We start from the raw sequence: 18,667 nt of genomic DNA, 5'->3' as shown, positions 1-18,667 counted from the left end.
CCTTGCCTCATGACGATCACCGCTGCCCGGATCGAGCGCCGTGCGCTCTCCCGCAGCGCCGTGGTCGTCGGGCTGCTCGGCCTGCTGCTCGTCGTCGTGGTCGCGAGCCTGATGTGGGGCGCCCGCGACGTGGCCGCCGCGGAGGTCTGGCGCGCCCTCGTCGACCCCGTCGCCGGCAACAACGACCATGCGGTGGTGCGCGACGAGCGGCTGCCGCGCACGGTCATCGGGCTCATCGGCGGTGCCGCGCTGGGTGCGGCGGGCGCGCTGATGCAGGGCGTCACCCGCAACCCCATCGCCGACCCGGGGCTGCTCGGCCTCAACTCCGGTGCCTCGCTCGGGGTCATCACGGCCATCGCCGGCTTCGGCGTCAGCACGGTGCAGGGCTACCTCTGGTTCGCCTTCCTCGGCGCCGCCGTCGCCGCGGTGGTGGTCTACGGCGCCTCGTCGCTCGGCTGGGAGGGCGTCACGCCGGTCAAGCTCGCCCTGGTCGGCGCCGCGTTCTCGGCCACCGCCACCTCGCTGATCACCATCGTGCTGCTCAGCGACGCCAACACCCTCGACGAGTTCCGGTTCTGGCAGGTCGGGTCGCTCGCCAACCGCACCACTACCTTCTTCACCACGGTCGTGCCGTTCGTGCTGCCCTTCGTGGTGGTCGGACTGCTGCTCGCCCTCGCCTCGGGCCGGGTGCTCAACGCCCTCTCGCTCGGTGACGACGTCGCCCGCTCGCTCGGCCAGGACGTCGCCCGCGGCCGCCTGCTGGTCGTGCTGGCCGTCGTCGTGCTGTGCGGCTCGGCGGTCTCGCTGGTCGGCCCGATCGCCTTCGTCGGCCTCGTCGTCCCGCACGTGGCGCGGCTGCTGACCGGGCCCGACTACCGCTGGATCGTGGCGCTCTCGATGCTGCTAGGCCCCGTCGTCCTGCTCGTCGCCGACGTCGTCGGCCGGCTGCTCGTGCCGGGCGAGCTCGAGGCCGGCCTGGTGGTCGCCGTCATCGGCGCGCCGGTGCTGCTGCTGATCGTGCGGCAGTCGAAGGCGGTGGCGTCATGAGCACGGCGAGCGCGTCGAGCACGGCGAGCACGGCCGGCGCCACGCTCACCGCCCCGGCGGCCGAGCGCCAGGCCGTCGCCGTCCGGAGCCTGCGCAGCACCCGGCGCCGCCGGCGCGCGCGCTGGGTCGTCGTCACCGCGGCGCTGGCCCTCGCGGCCTTCGCGGTCGCGGTGGCCTCGCTGACCCTCGACTCCGGCTACCCGGTCCGCTCGGTGCTGCGGGCGCTGTTCAGCACCGACCCCGGCGAGGCCGACTTCGTCGTCAACACCCTGCGGCTGCCCCGCCTGGCGCTCGGCATCCTCGTCGGCGTCGCGTTCGCGCTCTCGGGTGCGCTGTTCCAGTCGGTGCTCGGCAACCCGCTGGCCAGCCCCGACGTCATCGGTGTGGCCCAGGGCGCGAGCGCGGGCGCCGTCGTCGTGGTGCTCGGCGTGGGTGCCACCGGCTGGCCGGTCTCGTTCGCGGCGCTCGCCGGGGGAGCGGCGGTCGCGGCGCTGCTGTACGCTGTCGCCTGGCGGGGTGGCATGACCGGCCACCGCTTCGTGCTCGCCGGCATCGGGGTGGCCTACGTGGGCGCCGCCGTCACCGGCTACCTGCTCACGCGCGCCGAGGTGCAGCGCGCGCAGACCGCGCTGCAGTGGCTCGCGGGCAGCCTGTCGCAGTACACCTGGCCGCTGGTCGGCACGCTCGCGGTGGCGCTGCTCGTGCTGGTGCCGCTGGTGGCGCTGAGCGCACGCCGCCTCGACCTGCTGCTGCTCGGTGACGACCAGGCCGCCGCCCTCGGCGTGCGGCCCGAGCTGGTGCGGGTGTGGGTGATCGTGCTCGGCACCGCGCTGGCCTGCTGCGCCACCGCCGCTGCCGGCCCCATCGCGTTCGTCGCGCTGGTGGCCGCGCCCGTCGCCCGCCGCCTGCTGGGCGACGGCGGCCTGGCGCTGCTGCCCGCCGCGTTGGTCGGCGTCGTCCTCGTGGTCGGCGCCGACACGCTGGCGCAGTTCGTGCTGCCGGTGCCGGTCGCGGTGCCCGTGGGCGTCGTCACCGGCATCGTCGGCGGGCCCTACCTGATCTGGCTGATGGTGAGTGGACGGAGCCGTCATGAGTGACGAGACCACCCTCGAGCGCGCGCTCGAGCAGACCCTCGAGGCCGCCCGGGACGACGGCGCCGACCCCGAGGGGGAGCGGCACGCGCCCGTCTCGCTGGTGGCGCGCGGCGTCCACCTGGCCTACGACCACAAGCGCGTGGTGCACGGCGTGCACCTCAGCGTGCCGCCGGGCCGCGTGACCGCGATCGTCGGCGCCAACGGCTGCGGCAAGTCGACGCTGCTGCGCGGACTGGGGCGCATCATGCGACCCGTCGACGGTCAGGTCGAGCTCGACGGCACCGACCTGCGCCGGCTGCGGCCCAAGCAGGTCGCGCGGGTGCTCGGGCTGCTGCCGCAGCAGCCGACCGCACCCGAGGGCATCACCGTCGCGGCGCTCGTGGCCCGCGGGCGTCATCCGCACCAGGGCGCCTTCCGGCGCCACCAGGCCACCGACGACGAGGCCGTGGCCCGCGCGCTCGCCCTCACCGACACCCACGAGCTGGCCGGACGCCGCGTCGACGAGCTCTCGGGCGGCCAGCGCCAGCGCGTCTGGGTCGCGATGATGCTGGCCCAGGACCCCCAGGTGATGCTGCTCGACGAGCCGACCACCTACCTCGACATCGCCCACCAGGTCGACCTGCTCGACCTGCTCGCCGAGCTCAACGAGGGCCGCGGCACCACCGTGGTGATGGTGCTGCACGACCTCAACCTGGCCGCCCGCTACGCCCACCACCTGGTCGTGATGGCGCGCGGGCGCGTCGTCCAGGAGGGCGCGCCGAGCGAGGTGCTCACCGAGGAGTGCGTGCACGAGGCGTTCGGCATGGCCTCGCGGGTGATCGCCGACCCGGTCAGCGGCAGCCCGCTCGTCCTGCCCCTCGGACGGCACGGGCGCGACGTCCGCTAAGGTAAGCCTTGCCTTATCCCGACCGGTCTCGTCCCGAGGCCACCTGAACCCGAGGAGCCGGACGTGACGTCCCTTCGCCCCCGACGGCTGGCCGCCGCCGCAGCCACCGCCACCCTGCTCGTCCTCCCGCTCGGCGCCTGCGGCGCCCTCAGCGACGACGAGAGCGACAGCGGCTCCGACAGCTCGAGCGAGAGCAGCGAGACCAGCGACGGCGCCGACGGCGCCGACGGTGCGACCGACGCGGCCGGCACCGAGGAGGCCGCCTTCGAGCCGGTCACCATCGAGCACGCCTTCGGCAGCACCGAGATCGACGAGCGCCCCGAGCGCGTCGTGGCCCTCGGCTGGGGCAGCGCCGACGCCGCCATCGCGATGGACGTCATCCCGGTCGCGCTCGACGAGCAGAGCTACGGCGCCACCGAGAACGGCCTGATGCCGTGGGTCGAGTCCGCCATCGAGGACGCCGGCGGCGAGCTGCCCGAGACGCTGAAGACCGGTGAGTCGCCCGACTTCCAGGCCATCGACGCCGCCGACCCCGACATCATCCTGGCCACCTACTCCGGCATCACCGAGGCCGACTACCAGAAGCTGAGCCAGATCGCCGACACCGTGGCCTACCCCGACCAGCCGTGGTCGACGCCGTGGCGCGAGGTCATCACCACCACCGGCACCGCGCTCGGCGAGAGCGAGAAGGCCGACCAGGTGCTCGCCGACATCGACGCCGAGGTGGCCGCCGCCGCCGACGCGCACCCCGAGTTCCAGGGCGTCTCGGTCGCGGCCGTCGCCATCGACCCCAGCGCGTTCTACGTCTACACCGAGGCCGACCCGCGGGTGCAGTTCCTCAGCGACCTCGGCTTCGAGGTCGCCCCCAGCGTCGGTGAGCTCGACTCCGGCGAGGGCGGCTTCTACTACACGCTCTCCACCGAGAACGTCGACCAGCTGACCTCCGACGTGCTGCTGTCCTACTCCAACGACGAGGCGGCCGCCGAGGCCGTCGCGAGCGACCCGACCTACCAGAAGATGCAGCAGTTCCAGGACGGCACCGTGGCCAGCGTCGTCGGCGAGGCCAACGTCTCCTCGGTCTCGCCGCCCACCGCGCTGTCGCTCGGCTACAGCCTCGACACCTTCGTCGAGGCGCTGGCCGGCGCCGTCCCGGCGAGCTGACCGCTCACCCGACGCTCCGACCCGCCCGCGTGGCGCGCCCCGGCGAACCGGCCGGGCGCGCGCCTCGCGGGTAGCCTGCCGCTGTGTCGAGCCAGCCGAGCCAGCGGGAGGTGCCGACCGGTCGCGCGACCGTCGGCCCCTACACGCTGCTCGCCAAGATCGGCGAGGGCGGCATGGGGGTCGTGCACCTCGCCCGCCGCGACGCCGGACCGCCCTCGACCCGGTCCGAGGTGCGCGTGGCGCTCAAGGTGCTGCGGCCCCACATCGTCGGTGACGACGAGGCGCGGCGCCGGCTGGCCCGCGAGGTCAGCTCGCTGGGCCGCATCCGCAGTCGCTGGGTGGCCGAGATCGTGGACGCCGACCCGTGGGCCCCGGTGCCCTACGTGGCCACCCGCTACGTGCCCGGGCTCTCGCTGCACGACCACGTGGTCGAGGAGGGGCCGGTCACCGGCGGCGACCTGCTGTGGTTCGCCGGGGCGCTGGCCGAGGGCCTCGCCTCGGTGCACGCCGCCGGCGTCCTGCACCGCGACGTCAAGCCGTCGAACGTGCTCATGGAGGGCCGCACGCCCATCCTCATCGACTTCGGCCTCGCCCGCGTGGCCGACGACCCGCGGCTGACCCACACCGGCTGGCTGCTCGGCACGCCCGGCTACCTCGCGCCCGAGATCCTCTACGGCGACGACGCCACGCCCGCCTCCGACCTGCACTCGTGGGGCGCCACGGTCGCCTTCGCCGCCACCGGCGCCGCGCCGTTCGGCCGCGGCCCGTCGATGGCGATCATGGACCGCGTCCGCCGCGGCGAGCACGACCTGCGCGGCCTCGCCGAGGCCGGCGGACAGGCGCTGCACGACGTGGTGGCCGCCGTCCTCGACCCCGAGCCCGAGCGGCGGCCGAGCCTCGACGAGGTGCTGGCCTGGCTGCGGCCGCAGACCACCCGCCCGGCGCCGCTGCTGTCGGCCCCGCCGACCGGTGGGCCCGGCGCGCCCGGCGTCCGTCCGGCCCCGTCGGTGCCCTCGGCGCCCTTGCACTCCGCACCGACGGTGCACGAGCCGCCCGACCCGTTCGCGGCGCCGCTCGCCCTGGCCGCGCAGGCGCGCGCCGTCCCGCCGCCGGCGCCCGATTGGAACGACGACGCCACGCCGACCCGGGTCGAGCCGGCGTCCGAGCCCGAGCGTCGCGCGGAGGTGATCCCGTTCCCGGTGGCGCGCCCCACCCGGGTGCTGGCCGAGGACCCGCCGGCCCCGGCGTGGACGGCGCCCGCCCCCGGGTTCGCGCCGCCCTACCCCTACCCGCCGCCCGCGCCGCCGCCGGCCCCGCTGGCCGAGCGGGTGCGCCGCGGCGTCCTGCTCGGCGCGGGCGCGGTCGCCGTCGGCGCCGCCGTCGCACTCGCCCCGTGGGTCGCCCTGGCCGTGGTGACGGTCGTCGTGTGGCTGCTGCGCAGCGGGTCGCTGGCCGGCAGCGCGGCGAGCGCCCGGCGTCAGGCGCGGGGCCGCCGCTGGCACGACGGGCCGCAGCTGCTGCTGCGCGCGCCCTGGCACCTCGCGCAGTCGGTGCCCGGCGCGGCGATGCTGCTGCTCTGGGGCGGCGGGCTCGCGCTCGCCGCCGCGCTGGTCTGCTACGCCGTGGTCGCCCCAATCCCGGTCACGCTGTTCGTCACCGGCCTCGTGCTCGCCCCCGCCCTGTGGTGGGGGCCCGGTGGCAGCCGGCTGCGCGGACCGGTCGGGCGGGTCGTCGTCCCGCTGAGCCGCGGCGTCGGCACGTGGGCCGTCGCCGTCGGCCTCCTGCTCGCCGTCTCGCTGCTCACCGGCGCGTGGGTCGAGTCGAGCGGCACGGCGTGGACGCCGGCCGCCGACCACCCGTTCTCCACCCGCTGACCTGCCGCCGCGTCGGTCGGCGCGGTCGCGGCGAGGTCTCGAGGCTCGGCCGTGGCCGGCCTCGCACCTCGACCATCGTGACGCCGCCCTGACGGTGGTCGAGGTGCGAGGAGCCCTGGCGACGAGCCTCGAGACCCCCGGCCCTCCGACGCAGACCCGACCACGCGTCTCTGCCCGTGGGGGGAGACCCGGTTCCGCTCCTGGGCCGATGGCACGCGGCGTCCGCTCGACCAGGCTCGGGGCATGCCGAACACCGCAGCGGGCGAGCCCGCCATCCACGTCGAGGGCCTGCGCAAGGCCTACTCCGGACGCACCGTCGTCGACGGCGTCGACCTGCGCGTCGACGCCGGGCAGGTCGTCGGCCTGGTCGGTGCCAACGGCGCCGGCAAGACCACGACCGTCGAGTGCCTGCAGGGCCTGCGCCGCCCCGACGCCGGCCGGCTGCGGGTGCTCGGCGAGGACCCGGTGCGCCACCCCGAGCGGGTGCGTGCCCTCGTCGGCAGCCAGCTGCAGGACTCCGGCCTGCCCGACCGGCTGCGCGTCGAGGAGGCCGTCCGGCTGTTCGCCGGGCCGCAGGCCGGCGACCCCGGGCCGCTGCTCGAGACCTTCGGCCTCGGCCACCGCCGCCGCCTCGCGTTCGGCACGCTGTCGGGCGGCGAGCGGCAGCGGCTCTTCCTGGTGCTCGCCCTGCTCAACCGGCCGCGGCTCGTCGTCCTCGACGAGCTCACCCAGGGCCTCGACCCCGCGGCCCGCCGCGACGTGTGGCGCTCGGTCGCCCGCCTGCGCGACGGCGGCACGACGGTGCTGCTGGTGACCCACGAGCTCGAGGACGCCCAGGCGCTGTGCGACCGCGTCGTGGTGATGCGCGACGGCCGGGTGGTCGACAGCGGGACGCCGGCCGACCTGGTCGCCCGACACGGCGGCGAGGTGACGGTGCGGTTCAGCCTGCCGCCCGGCCGACCGGCTGCCGACGTCGACGACCTCGGCCGGCTGCCCGGCGTCACCCGCGTCGAGCGGCGCGGCGACGCCGTCGCGCTGCACGGACGCCGTCCCGCCATCGCCCATGCGGGCGCCTGGCTCGTCGCCCGCGGCGGAGAGGCCGGCGTCCCGTTCGACCTCGCCGTCGACCAACCCGACCTCGAGGCCGCGCTGATCGCCCTGCTCGACGCCCCCGCCCCGCCGTCCGCCCACGACCGACAGGAGGTGGCCTGATGACCACCACGACCCTCACCTCGACCACGGCCGCGCCGACGGCGCCCCGCGCGCGCTCGGCCACCCGGCGACTGGTCACCGCCGAGCTGCGGCTATTGCTGCGCGACCCGCTCACCGTCAGCTTCGTGGTGGTCTTCCCGGTGATCTCGATGCTCATCATCGGCGGTTCGTTCGGTCGCGCGCCCGACGACGTGTTCCCGGTCGACCCGGCGCACTGGTACATCGCGTCGTACTTCGCCGTCGTCATCGGCGCGACCGGGCTGATCATGCTGCCGGTGCACATCGCTACCTACCGCGAGCGCGGAGTGCTGCGCCGCCTTGCCGCCTCCGGCTTCCCGCGCTGGTCCTTCACGCTCACCGAGCTCGTCCTCGGCGTCGCGGCCGTGCTCGTCGGCGGGGTCGCCCTGCTCGCCGTGGCCGCGCCGGTCTACGGTCTCCCGCCCGTGGTCGACCCGGTGCGGGTCGTCGCCGCCGTCGCCGCGGCCACGCTGGCGTTCATCTCGATCGGCGTGCTGCTCGGCACGATGCTCCCCACGGCGCGGGCCGCCCAGGCCGTCGGCCTGATGCTCTACTTCCCTTCGTTCCTGCTGGGCGGCGGCGGTCCGCCGCCGCAGGTGATGGGCGAGGCGATGAGCTCGATCGCCGGCGTCCTCCCGCTCACCCTGGCGATCGACGCGATCCGCGAGCCCTGGCTGGGCATCGGCACCCCGGACGGGTCGCTGGCCGTCGTCGCACTGATCGCCGTGGTGGCCGCCGGCTTCGCCGCCCGCCGCACCTCGCTCTGAGAGGCTGCCCCCGTGGACGACCACGTGGCGCGGCGCTCGGCGGCTGCCGGTGTCGCGCTGCTGGCCGTGGTCGGGGCGGCCACCGGCACCGGCGCGACGCTGTCGTGGACGGCGGCCGCCGTCGCCGTCGCGGTGGCGCTCCTGCTCGCGCTGCGCTCGTTCGGGGCCTGGCCGCTGGTCGGGCTGCTGTCGGCCGTCGCGGTGCTGGTGGGGGTCGCCTGTGACTCCTTCTCCGCCGACATCGGACTGTTCGCGCTCTGCGTCGTCACCGGCTGGGCGCTGCTGCGGCTGCCGGCCTGGCCCGGAGTCGTCGTGCCCGCGGTCAGCCTGGTGGTGATCGGCGTCAGCGCCGTCGGGCACCCCGACCCCGGCTGGATCGCCTGGACGGCCGGCACGCTGTTCACCGGGGCCGCCTGCTGGTCGGCCCGCCGGGAGCGCGCCCTGCTCGAGCAGCTGCGCGAGGCGCAGGCCGGGCTCGCCGACCGGGCGCGGGTCGACGAACGGGCCCGCATCGCGCACGAGCTGCACGACGTCATCGGGCACGCGCTCACCGTCTCGCTGCTGCACGTCACCAGCGCCCGCCTCGCGCTCGACGAGGACCCCGCCGAGGCCGCCGCCTCGCTCGCCGAGGCCGAGCGCCTGGCCCAGCAGAGCCTGGCCGAGGTGCGCGCCGTCGTCGGCCTCATGCGGGACGCCGCCGGCTCGGCCCCGCTGCCGGGCGCCGACCAGCTCGACGAGCTGGTCGCCTCGTTCCGACGGGCCGGCGCCGACGTCGACTGGCAGGTGGTCGGCGACGTCGCGGGCCTCACCGCGATCGAGGGGCTCACCGTCTACCGCATCGTGCAGGAGGCGCTCACCAACGCCGTCCGCCACGCCCCCGGCGCCGCCGTGAGCGCGCTGCTCGAGGTGGCGCCCGGCCGCACCCGGGTCGTCGTCGACACCCCCGCACCCGCCCGCGAGCCGGTCGGCGCCGGCGCCGGGCTGGTCGGCATGCGCGAGCGGGCCGAGGCGCTCGGCGGCCGGCTCACCGCCGGCCCGCCCGCGGACGGCGTCCCCGGCGCCCCTGGCTGGCGCGTCGAGGCGGTGCTGCCGTGAGCCCCCGGGGTAGGTGGATCGTGGGTCGACGTGCGCCCGGTGCCGGGAGGTCGACCTGATGTCCATGTACCCCGAGGGCGGCGCCGTGCGGGTGCTGCTGGTCGACGACCAGGAGCTGATCCGCGCCGGGCTGCGCGGCATCCTGCGCGCCTCGCACGGCTTCGACGTCGTCGGCGAGGTCGGCGACGGCGCCGCCGTGGTCGCGGCGGTGCGCGAGCACACGCCCGACGTCGTCGTCATGGACGTGCGGATGCCGGGCGTCGACGGCGTCGAGGCCACCCGCCGGCTCGCCGCGCTCGACGACCCGCCGCCCGTGCTGGTGCTCACCACCTTCGAGGACGACGAGGTGCTCGCCGGCGCGCTGCGGGCCGGCGCCGACGGGTTCCTGCTCAAGGGCGTGCCGGCCGACGACCTGCAACGCGCGGTGCGCGCGGTGGCGGCGGGGGAGGCGTGGCTCGACCCGGCCGTGACCCAGCGCGTGCTGGCGCAGTACCGCACCGGCGCGCCCGGGCCTGCGACGTCGTCCACCGCGCTTGAGGTGCTCACCGCGCGCGAGCGCGAGGTGCTGGTGCTCATCGGCAGCGGCCTGAGCAACGGCGAGATCGCCGCCGAGCTGGTGCTGGGCGAGGGCACGGTGAAGACCCACGTCGGCCACGTGTTCGCCAAGCTCGGCCTGCGCGACCGGGCGGCGGCGGTGGTGACCGCCTTCGACCACGGGCTGGTCAGGCCGGGTGACGCTCGGCCAGGCGGGCGAGGTTGAGCAGCTGGCGGCGCGCCATCACCAGGTCGCCCACCGCGACCGCCGGAGCCAGCCAGCGGTGGCGGGCCATGACGACCTTGAGCAGCAGCCGCGTGCCCGGCTGCCCGTCGGCGTCGGCGTCGGCGGCGAAGTCGGTGGCGTCGAGCACGAGCTCGTAGGACATCACCGCGCCCAGGATGCGGCCGGTCAGGCGCTCACCCGGCGTCACCGAGACGATCTCGCCGAACGGCCGGCCGGCGCAGCGGGTGAACGGCTCGCCCGGCACCGGCTCGGGCAGGCCCTGCAGCGTCGCGGGGGAGCGGCGTCCGAGGTTGTCGACCCAGTCGTAGGAGTACGGCGCCACCCGCACCTGCCCGACCCACGGCCAGACCTGCTCGGGCGGGACCGCCACGGTCACGCCGCGCCACGCCTGCAGCGCCGGGTCGGGAACGACGTCGTCGCACGCGTAGTGGCGCGCCACCTCGGCGTCGGTGACGCCCCAGCGGTCGCCGATCACGCGGCGCTCACCCGCTCACCCGCTCAGCCCGCTCAGCCCGCGGCGCGGGCGCTCACCTGGCGCAGCTTGGCCCGCAGCGCCCGCGAGGAGACCGGACCGAGCTCGGCGGCGACCTGCAGCATCGCCACCAGCGTCTCGAGCGCCTCGATGGCCGCCGAGCTGCCGACCGGGTCGACGCCGTCGTAGAGCTCGAGGCCGATGAAGACCGCGCTGATCGCCTGCGCGAGCCGGCCGGGGTCGACGAGGTCGCCGAGCGGGTTGTCGCCGAGCACGCGGCGCACGACGTCCTCGATCTGGTCGTTCCACCGCGCCATGGCGTAGCGCGCGGCCTCGGCCAGGGTGAGGTCCTGCTGGGCGCCGGCCATGAGCTGGGCCATGACGGCGACGTTGCCGAGGGCGCGCTCGCGCTCGTGCAGCTCGCGGCCGACCGTGAGCAGCTCGGCGAGCGAGCCGATCTCGTCGAAGCGGGCCCGGTAGGAGCCGACCGAGGCGTCGACGCTGGTGCGGACGGCGGCCTGCACCAGCTCGCCGACGCTGCCGAAGTGGTAGAAGACCAGGGCCTGGTTGACCCCCGCACGGGCGGCGACGCCTCGGGCCGAGAGCCCCGCGATGCCGTCGTGGCGCAGCGACTCGGTGGTCGCCGCGAGCAGCTTGGTGCGGGTGTCGGTCACGAGTCCTCCGGCGGGAGCGAGGGGTTGAGCGGTTGCTCAACCAACTCTAGCGTCGCGCCGTCCGCCGGCCGGAACGGGTGCTGCGCGGACGTCGTCCGTGGCACGATGGGCGCGTGCACCGGCACCAGATCATCATTCGCTAGCGCATCGAGCCCCGCTCGATGCGCCACCTCCCGCCACCCACGGGAGGTTTTTTGTTGCCTGAGCACGCCAGCACCGACCAGCCGACCGACGAGACCGAACCGGGAACCCGCGATGGACCTGCACGGCGCCTTCCACGTCTACGACACCACCCTGCGCGACGGCGCCCAGCAGGAGGGGCTGAACCTCTCCGTCGCCGACAAGCTGAGCATCGCGCGGCTGATCGACGGGCTCGGCGTCGGCTACATCGAGGGCGGCTGGCCGGGCGCGGTGCCCAAGGACACCGAGTTCTTCCGCCGGGCGCAGACCGAGCTCGACCTGCGCCACGCCCGGCTCGCCGCGTTCGGCTCCACCCGCCGAGCCGGGACCAAGGCGGCCGACGACCCGCAGGTCGCCGCGCTGCGCGACAGCGGCGCCGGCACGGTGACGCTGGTGGCGAAGTCGCACGACCGCCACGTCGAGCTGGCGCTGCGCACCACGCTGGAGGAGAACCTCGCCATGGTGCGCGACACCGTGGCGCACCTGGTGGCCGAGGGCCGGCAGGTCTTCCTCGACGCCGAGCACTTCTTCGACGGCCACCGCCGCAACCGCGCCTACGCGCTCGAGGTGGTGCGCACCGCCGCCGAGGCCGGGGCCGACGTCGTCGCGCTGTGCGACACCAACGGCGGGATGCTGCCGCCGTGGGTGGGCGAGGTCGTGGCCGACGTCGTCGCCACCACCGGTGCGCGGGTCGGCATCCACGCCCACAACGACACCGGCTGCGCGGTGGCCAACAGCCTCGCCGCCGTCGAGGCCGGCGCCACCCACGTGCAGGGCTGCCTCAACGGCTACGGCGAGCGCACCGGCAACGCCGACCTCGTCACCACCGTCGCCAACCTGCAGCTCAAGCTCGGTCGCGAGGTGCTGCCCGACGGGCTGCTGCGCGAGGCCACCCGCATCGCCCACGCCGTCGCCGACGTCACGAACTTCCCGCCCGCCTCGCGCCAGCCCTACACCGGCACCTCGGCGTTCACGCACAAGGCCGGCCTGCACGCCAGCGCGATCAAGGTCGACCCCGACCTCTACCAGCACATGGACCCGGTCGGCGTCGGCAACGACATGCGGCTGCTCGTGAGCGACATGGCCGGACGCGCCTCGATCGAGCTCAAGGGCCGCGAGCTCGGCTACGACCTCTCCGACGGCACGCCCGCGACCAAGGACCTCGTCGGCCGCCTGACCGACCGGGTCAAGCAGATGGAGCAGCGCGGCTACACCTTCGAGGCCGCCGACGCCTCCTTCGAGCTGCTGCTCGTCGAGGAGGCCGAGGGTCGCCCGGTCTACTTCGACGTCGAGTCGTGGCGCGTCATCACCGAGACCCTCGCCCGCCGCGAGGCCGCCGAGGAGGCGGTCTCCGAGGCCACCGTGAAGCTGCGCGCGGCCGGCGTCCGCTACGTCGTCACCGGTGAGGGCAACGGACCCGTCAACGCCCTCGACCACGCCCTGCGCGAGGCCATCACGCAGGCCTTCCCCGAGGTCGCCAAGTTCGAGCTGATCGACTACAAGGTGCGCATCCTCGACCAGGGCCACGGCACCGACGCCGTCACCCGGGTGCTCATCGAGACCACCGACGGTGCCTCGTCGTGGGTCACCGTCGGCGTCGGCCACAACGTCATCGAGGCCAGCTGGGAGGCCCTCGTCGACGGCCTCACCTACGGCCTCCGCCGGCACCACACCGGCTGACCCGTCGCGTACGAGCGACGGGTCGACCCGTCGGACATGTCTGACGGGTCAGCGCGGATCCCGGGTCGACCCGTCGGACATGTCTGACGGGTCAGCGTGATCGGCGGGGTCAGCGGGACAGGACGCGGTCGACGAGGTCGTCCCAGCCGTGGCGGACCTGGGTGAGCGGCATCCGCTCGAGGCCGAGCTGCTGCTCGAGGATGGGGATCTCGAGGGGGGCGAGCAGGGCGGTGGCCAGGTAGCCGAGGTCGCCGGTGACGCCGAGCTCGCCGAGCAGGTAGCGCACGTGCATCGAGATGAACGACGCCGCGGCGTAGGAGCGGGCGCCCTCGCGGCCCGCCGCCCGGATGAGCGCCGCGTGGGTCAGCACGGTGTCGATGCGGGAGTGGCCGAAGGCGCGCAGCCGATCGAGCGGCGGGGCGCCCGGCCCCAGCGGCGGCGGCCCGGACAGGACGCCACGCTGCCACAGCGTCTCGGTGTGGTCGAGCAGCGCCGCCATCAGGCCCTCGCGGCTCTCGAAGCGGCGGAAGACGGTGCCCTTGCCGACCCCGGCGCGCTGGGCGACGGCGTCCATGGTGACGTTCTCGACCGAGCAGTGCTCGATCAGCTCGGCCGCCGCCCGCAGCAGCGCCTCCCGGTTGCGGGCCGCGTCGGCCCGCTCGGGCGCTGGCTCCCCGGCCATCGGGAGCAGCCGCACCGGGTCCATGGCGCGAGGGTAGCCACCAGAACGGGTCAGTCCGGGTGGGAATAGAAACGGACCGGGGTCCGTTTCGACCGCCATGACCGACAACTCCGTCACGCCTGTCACCCGCATCGCCGTCCTCGTCGGGAGCCTGCGTCCCGACTCCCTCAACCGCCGCGTCGCCGAGCTGCTCGTCGACCGCGCCCCGGAGGGCGTCGTCCTCCAGATCGTCGACGGACTCGCCGAGGTGCCGTTCTACGACGAGCGCCTCGACGCCGAGACCGTGCCCGCCCCGGCCGCCCGGCTGCGCCAGACCGTCGCCGCCGCCGACGCCGTCCTGGCCGTCACGCCCGAGTACAACGGCACCATGCCGGCCGTGCTCAACAACGCCATCGACTGGCTCTCGCGGCCCTACGGCCAGGGCGCCATCACCCGCAAGCCGTTCGGCGTGCTCGGCACCACCCCGACCCCCTACGGCGGCAAGTGGGCCCACGAGGACGCCGTCCGCTCGGCCGGCATCGCCGGTGCGGTCGCCGTCGACGGCGGCATCGTGTCGCAGTCGGCCCTCGAGGTCGACGTGCTCGCCGACGACGAGGTGATCGACCGCTTCCTCAGCGTGGTGCAGGCGCTCGCCGCGCACCAGCCGGTCGCCGCCTGACCCCAGCCGGACCAGTCGGACCAACCGGACGAGTCGGACCAGTCGGACCAGTCGGACCAGTCGGCCCGGTCGGCTCACCGGCTAGGTTCGGCCGATGGCCGACCTGCACGACCTGACCGCGCTGGAGCAGGGAGACCTGCTCCGGCGCGGCGAGGTCTCCTCGCTCGAGCTCGTCGAGCACTACCTCGACCGCGTCGACCGGCTCGACGACGTGGGCGCGTTCGTGACCACGACGCCCGACCTCGCCCGCGAGCACGCCCGCCGGGTCGACGCCGAGCGCGACGCGGAGCGGCCGGTCGGCCCGCTGCACGGCGTCCCGACCGCGATCAAGGACCTCAACGCCACCGCCGGCGTCGTCACTCGGTTCGGCTCGCCGGTCTACGACGGCTACGTGCCCGACGTCTCCGACGCGGTCGTGCTCTCGCTCGAGGACGCCGGCCTGCCCAGCCTGGGCAAGACCAGCACGCCCGAGCTCGGCTCGCCCTGCTACACCGAGCCCGAGGGCGCGCCGCCCGCGGTGACCCCGTGGGACCGCACCCGGATGGCCGGCGGCAGCTCGGGCGGTGCCGCCGCGGCGGTGGCCGCCGGACTGGTGCCGCTGGCGCAGGGCTCCGACGGCGGCGGCTCGATCCGCATCCCGGCGTCGTGCTGCGGCCTGGTCGGCCTCAAGCCCTCGCGCGGTCGCGTCAGCGGGGCCCCGCTGTACGGCGACCCGGTGGGGCTCGCCACGGCCGGCTCCATCGGGCGCACCGTCGCGGACACCGCGGCGCTGCTCGACGTCATGGCCGGTCATCGGGTCGGGGATCCGTCGTGGGCGCCACCTCCGTCGGCGAGCTTCGTGTCGGCGTGCGACCGCGAGCCGGGCCGGCTGCGGGTCGCGCGGTTCATCGAACCCGTCATCACCGACAGCCGTCCCGACGGCGGCGAGCTCGTCCACAGCGAGGTGCTGCTCGCCTACGAGAACGCCTCGCGGCTGCTCGAGAGCCTCGGGCACGAGGTCGTCGACGTCGCCGTCCCGCTGCCGCCGGAGGCCGTGCCGGTCTTCGAGACGTGCTGGGCGGTGCTCACCGCCCTGTCGCCGGTGCCGCCCGACCGCGCCCACCTGCTGCGTCCGCTGACCCGCTGGCTCGCCGAGCGCGGCCACGCCGTCACCGGTCCCGGGCTCGGCCTGGCCATCGGCTCGATGCGGCGTCACGCCGCCGCCGCGCTGCGGGCGCTCGCGCCCTACGACGCCGTGCTCACCCCGACCGTCGCGCAGCCGCCGCTGCCGGTCGGCGCCATCCGCGACGACGCCGACCCGGCCCGCGACTTCGAGAACCAGAAGGCCTTCACGCCCTGGACGTCGGCCTGGAACGTCACCGGCATGCCCGCAGTCTCGCTGCCGCTGCACTGGACGCCGGCCACCGACGACCACCCGCCGCTGCCCGTCGGCGTCATGCTCGCCGCCCGCCCCGCCGAGGACGAGCTGCTGGTCTCGCTGGCCGCGCAGGTCGAGCGGGCGGCGTCCTGGCACGACCGTCGCGCCCCGGGGTTGTGAGGAGGTGGTGACCCCGACCGCCCACCTCGCCCCCGAGGTGCTCGCCGGCGCCCGCGACCTGATGGACGCCGCCTTCGACGACTTCACCGACCACGACTGGTCGCACGCCCTCGGCGGCCTGCACGCCGTCGTCGTCCACGACGGACGGGTCGTGGCGCACGCCTCGCTCGTGCAGCGCCGGCTGCTGGTCGGCGGGGCGTCGGGGCGCTCGCTGCGCTGCGGCTACGTCGAGGCGGTCGCGGTCGACCCGGCCCACCAGGGCACGGGGCTCGGTGCGCGGGTCATGACCGAGGTCGAGGACCTCGCCCCCGGCCACGACCTGCTCGCCCTCTCGGCCTCGGAGCGGGCGGCCGGCTTCTACGCCGCCCGCGGCTGGCGGCTCTGGCGCGGCCCGTCGTCCGTGATGGCTCCCGGCGGCCTCGAGCCGACGCCGGACGACGACGGCGCGATCTTCGTGCTCGACGGACCGTCCGGACCCGGCCTCGACCTCGACGCCCCGATCGCCTGCGACTGGCGGGACGGCGACGTCTGGTAGCCGGTGCGCCCCCCAGCGGTCAGGCGATGCCCCAGGCACCGCGGAACTCCTCGGGGTCCAGTTCCTCGAGCTGACCGGTGATCAGGTCGAGCAGCACTGCGCCCGCCTCGGCGTCGCCCACCGGCAGCCTCAGCTCGGCCACGCCGTCCTCACGGCGGCGCACCACCACGACGCCCTCGCCGGTCAGCTCGAACCGGCCGCCGGACGTCGCGCACCACAGGTCGAGCGCGCCGGCCACGAACCGGCCCAGACGCCGGCGCCGCCGCGGCTCGAGGCCGAGCAGGTAGACCTCGCCGGCCGTCGAGGGCTCCAGCGTCTCGGTCACGTCTCCGAGGCTACGCCCGACCGCGATCCGCTCCGGCCGCGATCCGCTCCAGGGGCGATTGGCTGACCGAAGTCAGACATCGGGGCGCGAGGCGGATCCCCGTCGCCCTTGCACCTGACGCCACGTGAGGTCCTAGCGTCGCCGCATGCACCTGACGATCGGCGACGTCGCCCGGCGCACGGGGCTGACCGAGCGCACGCTGCGCTACTACGAGGAGCTCGGCCTGCTCGCCCCCGACCGCGACGCGGGCGGCCGGCGCCGCTACGACGGCGCCGCGCTCGACCGGCTCTACCGCATCCGGCTGCTCCGCGAGCTCGGGACGCCGGTCGCCGACGTCGACCCGGACGCCGCCGAGCTCGCCCCGCTGACCCGACGCCATCTCGCCGACCTCGACGCCCGCCTCGCCGACCTGGCCCGCCAGCGCGAGCGGGTGCGCGCCGTGGAGGACCGGCTGCTCGGCGGCGACCGGCCCTCCGACGAGGCCCTGCTCGACCTGCTCGCCGGGCTCGGCGGCGACGAGACGGTGCCGACCCGCCGTGTCACGCTGCTGGTCTACCGAGACCTGGTCGCCGCGCACGCCTGGCTGGTCGACGTCTTCGGGCTGGCGCCCGGCCCCCTCACCCGCGACCGGGCCGACCCGACCCGCGCCGTCCACGGCGTCGTCCACGCCGGCGACGGCGACGTGTGGCTGCACCCGGAGTCGGCGCCGGCGCGGATGGCCTCCCCGCTGGCCACCGGCGGCACCGTCACCGCCTCCGTCGTGGTGGTGGTCGACGACGTCGACGCCCACCACGCCCGCGTGCGCGACGCCGGTGCGGAGATCGACGACCCGCCGGTCGACCGGCCGTACGGCGTGCGCGAGTACAGCGCCCGCGACCCCGAGGGCCACCTCTGGTCGTTCCACCACCCGCTCGACACCACCGACGAGGAGACCCCGTGAGCGAGCTGACCCCCTACCTCTGCGTGGCCGACGCCCACGCCGCCATCGCCTGGTACGTCGACGTGCTCGGCGCCGAGGTGGTCTACGCGCCCGTCCTGATGGACGACGGCCGCGTCGGCCACTGCGAGCTGGCCGTCGACGGCGCCCGCTGGATGATGAGCGACGAGTTCGACGCGGCCGGCGTGGCCGCGCCGCCGCCCGACCGCGGGGCCTGCGTCTCGCTGCACCTCTCCGTGGCCGACGACGCCCGGCTCGACGACCTCGCCGCCCGCGTCGTCGCCGCCGGGACACCGATGACGCGGGGGCCCGAGGACAGTCCGCCCGCCGGCCGGGTCGCGGTGTTCACCGACCCGTTCGGGCACCGCTGGTTCCTCAACCGCCCGGCGGGCTAGCGGCAGCGGGCAGCCGCGCCCCGAGCACCGCGCGACCCGGGCCGCGGAGGGCGTCGAGCCCGGCCCGGCGTCCGGCCGCGACCAGCAACAGGTCGACGTCGCGGCCCCGCAGCGTCGCGCCGCCGCCGTGGGTCAAGCCGGTGTCGTCAGACTCGAGCCGGACGCCGGCCAGCCGGGCCGGCCCGCCCATGAACCGGTTGCCCGCGACGTGGGCCAGGCAGGCCGCCACGACCTCCGGGGGCGTCTCGTGCACGAGGCCGAGCGGGCGCGCGACGTCCTGGGCGTGCACGACGACGTCCATGAGCGGGTCCATCACCCCGCTCATCGGCACCCGCCGGTCAGACGAGGCGCTGCCGCGCAGCAGCGCGACCAGCGCGGCGTCGTCGTGGCGGTCGACGAGGCGCTGCGCGAGCCGCTGCTCCATGCGGTCGAAGCTGCCGCGGGCGCGGACGACCTCCGCGACCAGCCCGCCGAGGCCGGTGCGCGTGGTGGTGGTGAGGTGGGCGACGACGTGGCGCACGGTCCACGCCTCGCACAGCGACGGCGTGGCCCACTGCTGCGGCGTGAACGTCTCGACGAGGTCGGCCAGGGCGCTGCGCTCGGCGCGCGTGGCCGCCCGCACGTGGTCGGGGGTCATGCCGCTCCGACCGGCTCGAC

Annotated in this window: 20 protein-coding genes; 15 read left to right on the top strand and 5 right to left on the bottom strand. The window is 75.7% G+C overall.

Going from position 1 to position 18,667, the window contains the following annotated elements; translation table 11 throughout:
- Window positions 1–9: 9 nt before the first annotated feature.
- The 9 genes from ABEA04_RS14015 (at window position 10) to ABEA04_RS13975 (ending at window position 9,914) form a co-directional block, all read left to right on the top strand.
- Window positions 10–1,047 (top strand): FecCD family ABC transporter permease, encoded by a 1,038-nt coding sequence (locus ABEA04_RS14015; protein ID WP_345459551.1) that lies wholly within the window; start codon window positions 10–12, stop codon window positions 1,045–1,047.
- On the top strand, window positions 1,044–2,144 hold the full coding sequence (locus ABEA04_RS14010; protein WP_345459548.1) for a FecCD family ABC transporter permease: 1,101 nt from the start codon (window positions 1,044–1,046) through the stop codon (window positions 2,142–2,144). Before ABEA04_RS14015 ends, ABEA04_RS14010 begins: the two co-directional genes overlap by 4 nt.
- Entirely contained in the window at window positions 2,137–3,027 is an 891-nt protein-coding gene (locus ABEA04_RS14005; RefSeq protein WP_345459545.1) for an ABC transporter ATP-binding protein, read from the top strand. Before ABEA04_RS14010 ends, ABEA04_RS14005 begins: the two co-directional genes overlap by 8 nt.
- Before the next feature lie 63 nt (window positions 3,028–3,090).
- Window positions 3,091–4,188 carry an ABC transporter substrate-binding protein gene (locus tag ABEA04_RS14000; protein ID WP_345459542.1) on the top strand — a complete coding sequence of 366 codons (1,098 nt, stop codon included), beginning with the start codon at window positions 3,091–3,093 and terminating at the stop codon, window positions 4,186–4,188.
- A gap of 83 nt (window positions 4,189–4,271) precedes the next feature.
- Window positions 4,272–6,062, top strand: a complete 1,791-nt coding sequence (locus tag ABEA04_RS13995) for a serine/threonine-protein kinase (protein WP_345459539.1) — start codon at window positions 4,272–4,274, stop codon at window positions 6,060–6,062.
- A gap of 243 nt (window positions 6,063–6,305) precedes the next feature.
- Window positions 6,306–7,274 (top strand): ABC transporter ATP-binding protein, encoded by a 969-nt coding sequence (locus ABEA04_RS13990; RefSeq protein WP_345459536.1) that lies wholly within the window; start codon window positions 6,306–6,308, stop codon window positions 7,272–7,274.
- Window positions 7,274–8,059 (top strand): ABC transporter permease, encoded by a 786-nt coding sequence (locus ABEA04_RS13985; RefSeq protein WP_345459533.1) that lies wholly within the window; start codon window positions 7,274–7,276, stop codon window positions 8,057–8,059. Before ABEA04_RS13990 ends, ABEA04_RS13985 begins: the two co-directional genes overlap by 1 nt.
- A 12-nt stretch (window positions 8,060–8,071) precedes the next feature.
- Complete coding sequence (locus ABEA04_RS13980; RefSeq protein ID WP_345459530.1) at window positions 8,072–9,154, top strand: sensor histidine kinase; 1,083 nt, start codon at window positions 8,072–8,074, stop codon at window positions 9,152–9,154.
- A 58-nt stretch (window positions 9,155–9,212) separates the two neighbouring features.
- The gene (locus ABEA04_RS13975) at window positions 9,213–9,914 is read left to right on the top strand and encodes a response regulator (RefSeq protein WP_345459527.1); all 702 of its coding nucleotides are present in this window, start codon (window positions 9,213–9,215) and stop codon (window positions 9,912–9,914) included.
- Here ABEA04_RS13975 and ABEA04_RS13970 read toward each other — a convergent pair.
- Together ABEA04_RS13970 and ABEA04_RS13965 are read right to left on the bottom strand one after the other, a co-directional pair.
- Window positions 9,877–10,410: a hypothetical protein gene (locus ABEA04_RS13970; RefSeq protein WP_345459524.1), complete on the bottom strand. Its 534-nt coding sequence runs from the start codon at window positions 10,408–10,410 to the stop codon at window positions 9,877–9,879. The two genes, ABEA04_RS13975 and ABEA04_RS13970, sit on opposite strands and share 38 nt — an antisense overlap.
- A 32-nt stretch (window positions 10,411–10,442) precedes the next feature.
- A complete protein-coding gene (locus tag ABEA04_RS13965; protein WP_345459521.1) occupies window positions 10,443–11,081 on the bottom strand; it encodes a TetR/AcrR family transcriptional regulator in 639 nt (212 codons plus the stop codon).
- Between the two features lie 255 nt (window positions 11,082–11,336).
- Here ABEA04_RS13965 and cimA point away from each other — a divergent pair, with 255 nt between their 5' ends.
- On the top strand, window positions 11,337–12,941 hold the full coding sequence (gene cimA, locus ABEA04_RS13960; RefSeq protein WP_345459518.1) for a citramalate synthase: 1,605 nt from the start codon (window positions 11,337–11,339) through the stop codon (window positions 12,939–12,941).
- Between the two features lie 109 nt (window positions 12,942–13,050).
- Here the strand turns inward: cimA and ABEA04_RS13955 are convergent, their stop codons facing one another.
- Complete coding sequence (locus ABEA04_RS13955) at window positions 13,051–13,647, bottom strand: TetR/AcrR family transcriptional regulator (RefSeq protein ID WP_345459515.1); 597 nt, start codon at window positions 13,645–13,647, stop codon at window positions 13,051–13,053.
- Window positions 13,648–13,720: 73 nt separating this feature from the next.
- On the opposite strand from ABEA04_RS13955, the gene ABEA04_RS13950 reads away from it, so the two are divergent.
- From ABEA04_RS13950 to ABEA04_RS13940, 3 genes are all read left to right on the top strand, one after another.
- Window positions 13,721–14,281, top strand: coding sequence for an NADPH-dependent FMN reductase (locus ABEA04_RS13950; RefSeq protein ID WP_345459512.1), 561 nt, complete (start codon window positions 13,721–13,723; stop codon window positions 14,279–14,281).
- A gap of 94 nt (window positions 14,282–14,375) precedes the next feature.
- Complete coding sequence (locus ABEA04_RS13945; RefSeq protein WP_345459510.1) at window positions 14,376–15,818, top strand: amidase; 1,443 nt, start codon at window positions 14,376–14,378, stop codon at window positions 15,816–15,818.
- 7 nt (window positions 15,819–15,825) lie between these two features.
- Window positions 15,826–16,353 (top strand): GNAT family N-acetyltransferase, encoded by a 528-nt coding sequence (locus tag ABEA04_RS13940; protein ID WP_345459507.1) that lies wholly within the window; start codon window positions 15,826–15,828, stop codon window positions 16,351–16,353.
- A gap of 19 nt (window positions 16,354–16,372) precedes the next feature.
- Here ABEA04_RS13940 and ABEA04_RS13935 read toward each other — a convergent pair whose 3' ends face one another.
- The gene (locus tag ABEA04_RS13935) at window positions 16,373–16,678 is read right to left on the bottom strand and encodes a hypothetical protein (RefSeq protein ID WP_345459505.1); all 306 of its coding nucleotides are present in this window, start codon (window positions 16,676–16,678) and stop codon (window positions 16,373–16,375) included.
- A 145-nt stretch (window positions 16,679–16,823) separates the two neighbouring features.
- Here ABEA04_RS13935 and ABEA04_RS13930 point away from each other — a divergent pair, with 145 nt between their 5' ends.
- Window positions 16,824–17,618: a MerR family transcriptional regulator gene (locus tag ABEA04_RS13930; RefSeq protein WP_345459502.1), complete on the top strand. Its 795-nt coding sequence runs from the start codon at window positions 16,824–16,826 to the stop codon at window positions 17,616–17,618.
- A complete protein-coding gene (locus tag ABEA04_RS13925) occupies window positions 17,615–18,010 on the top strand; it encodes a VOC family protein (protein WP_345459500.1) in 396 nt (131 codons plus the stop codon). Before ABEA04_RS13930 ends, ABEA04_RS13925 begins: the two co-directional genes overlap by 4 nt.
- Here ABEA04_RS13925 and ABEA04_RS13920 read toward each other — a convergent pair.
- Window positions 17,991–18,647, bottom strand: a complete 657-nt coding sequence (locus ABEA04_RS13920) for a maleylpyruvate isomerase family mycothiol-dependent enzyme (RefSeq protein WP_345459499.1) — start codon at window positions 18,645–18,647, stop codon at window positions 17,991–17,993. The genes ABEA04_RS13925 and ABEA04_RS13920 overlap by 20 nt on opposite strands.
- Window positions 18,648–18,667 lie beyond the last annotated feature (20 nt).

Source organism: Nocardioides marinquilinus (assembly GCF_039543705.1).
Classification (GTDB): domain Bacteria; phylum Actinomycetota; class Actinomycetes; order Propionibacteriales; family Nocardioidaceae; genus Nocardioides; species Nocardioides marinquilinus.
The sequence above is the reverse complement of the archived record's forward strand: the minus strand, read 5'-3'. Positions and strand labels throughout refer to the sequence as shown.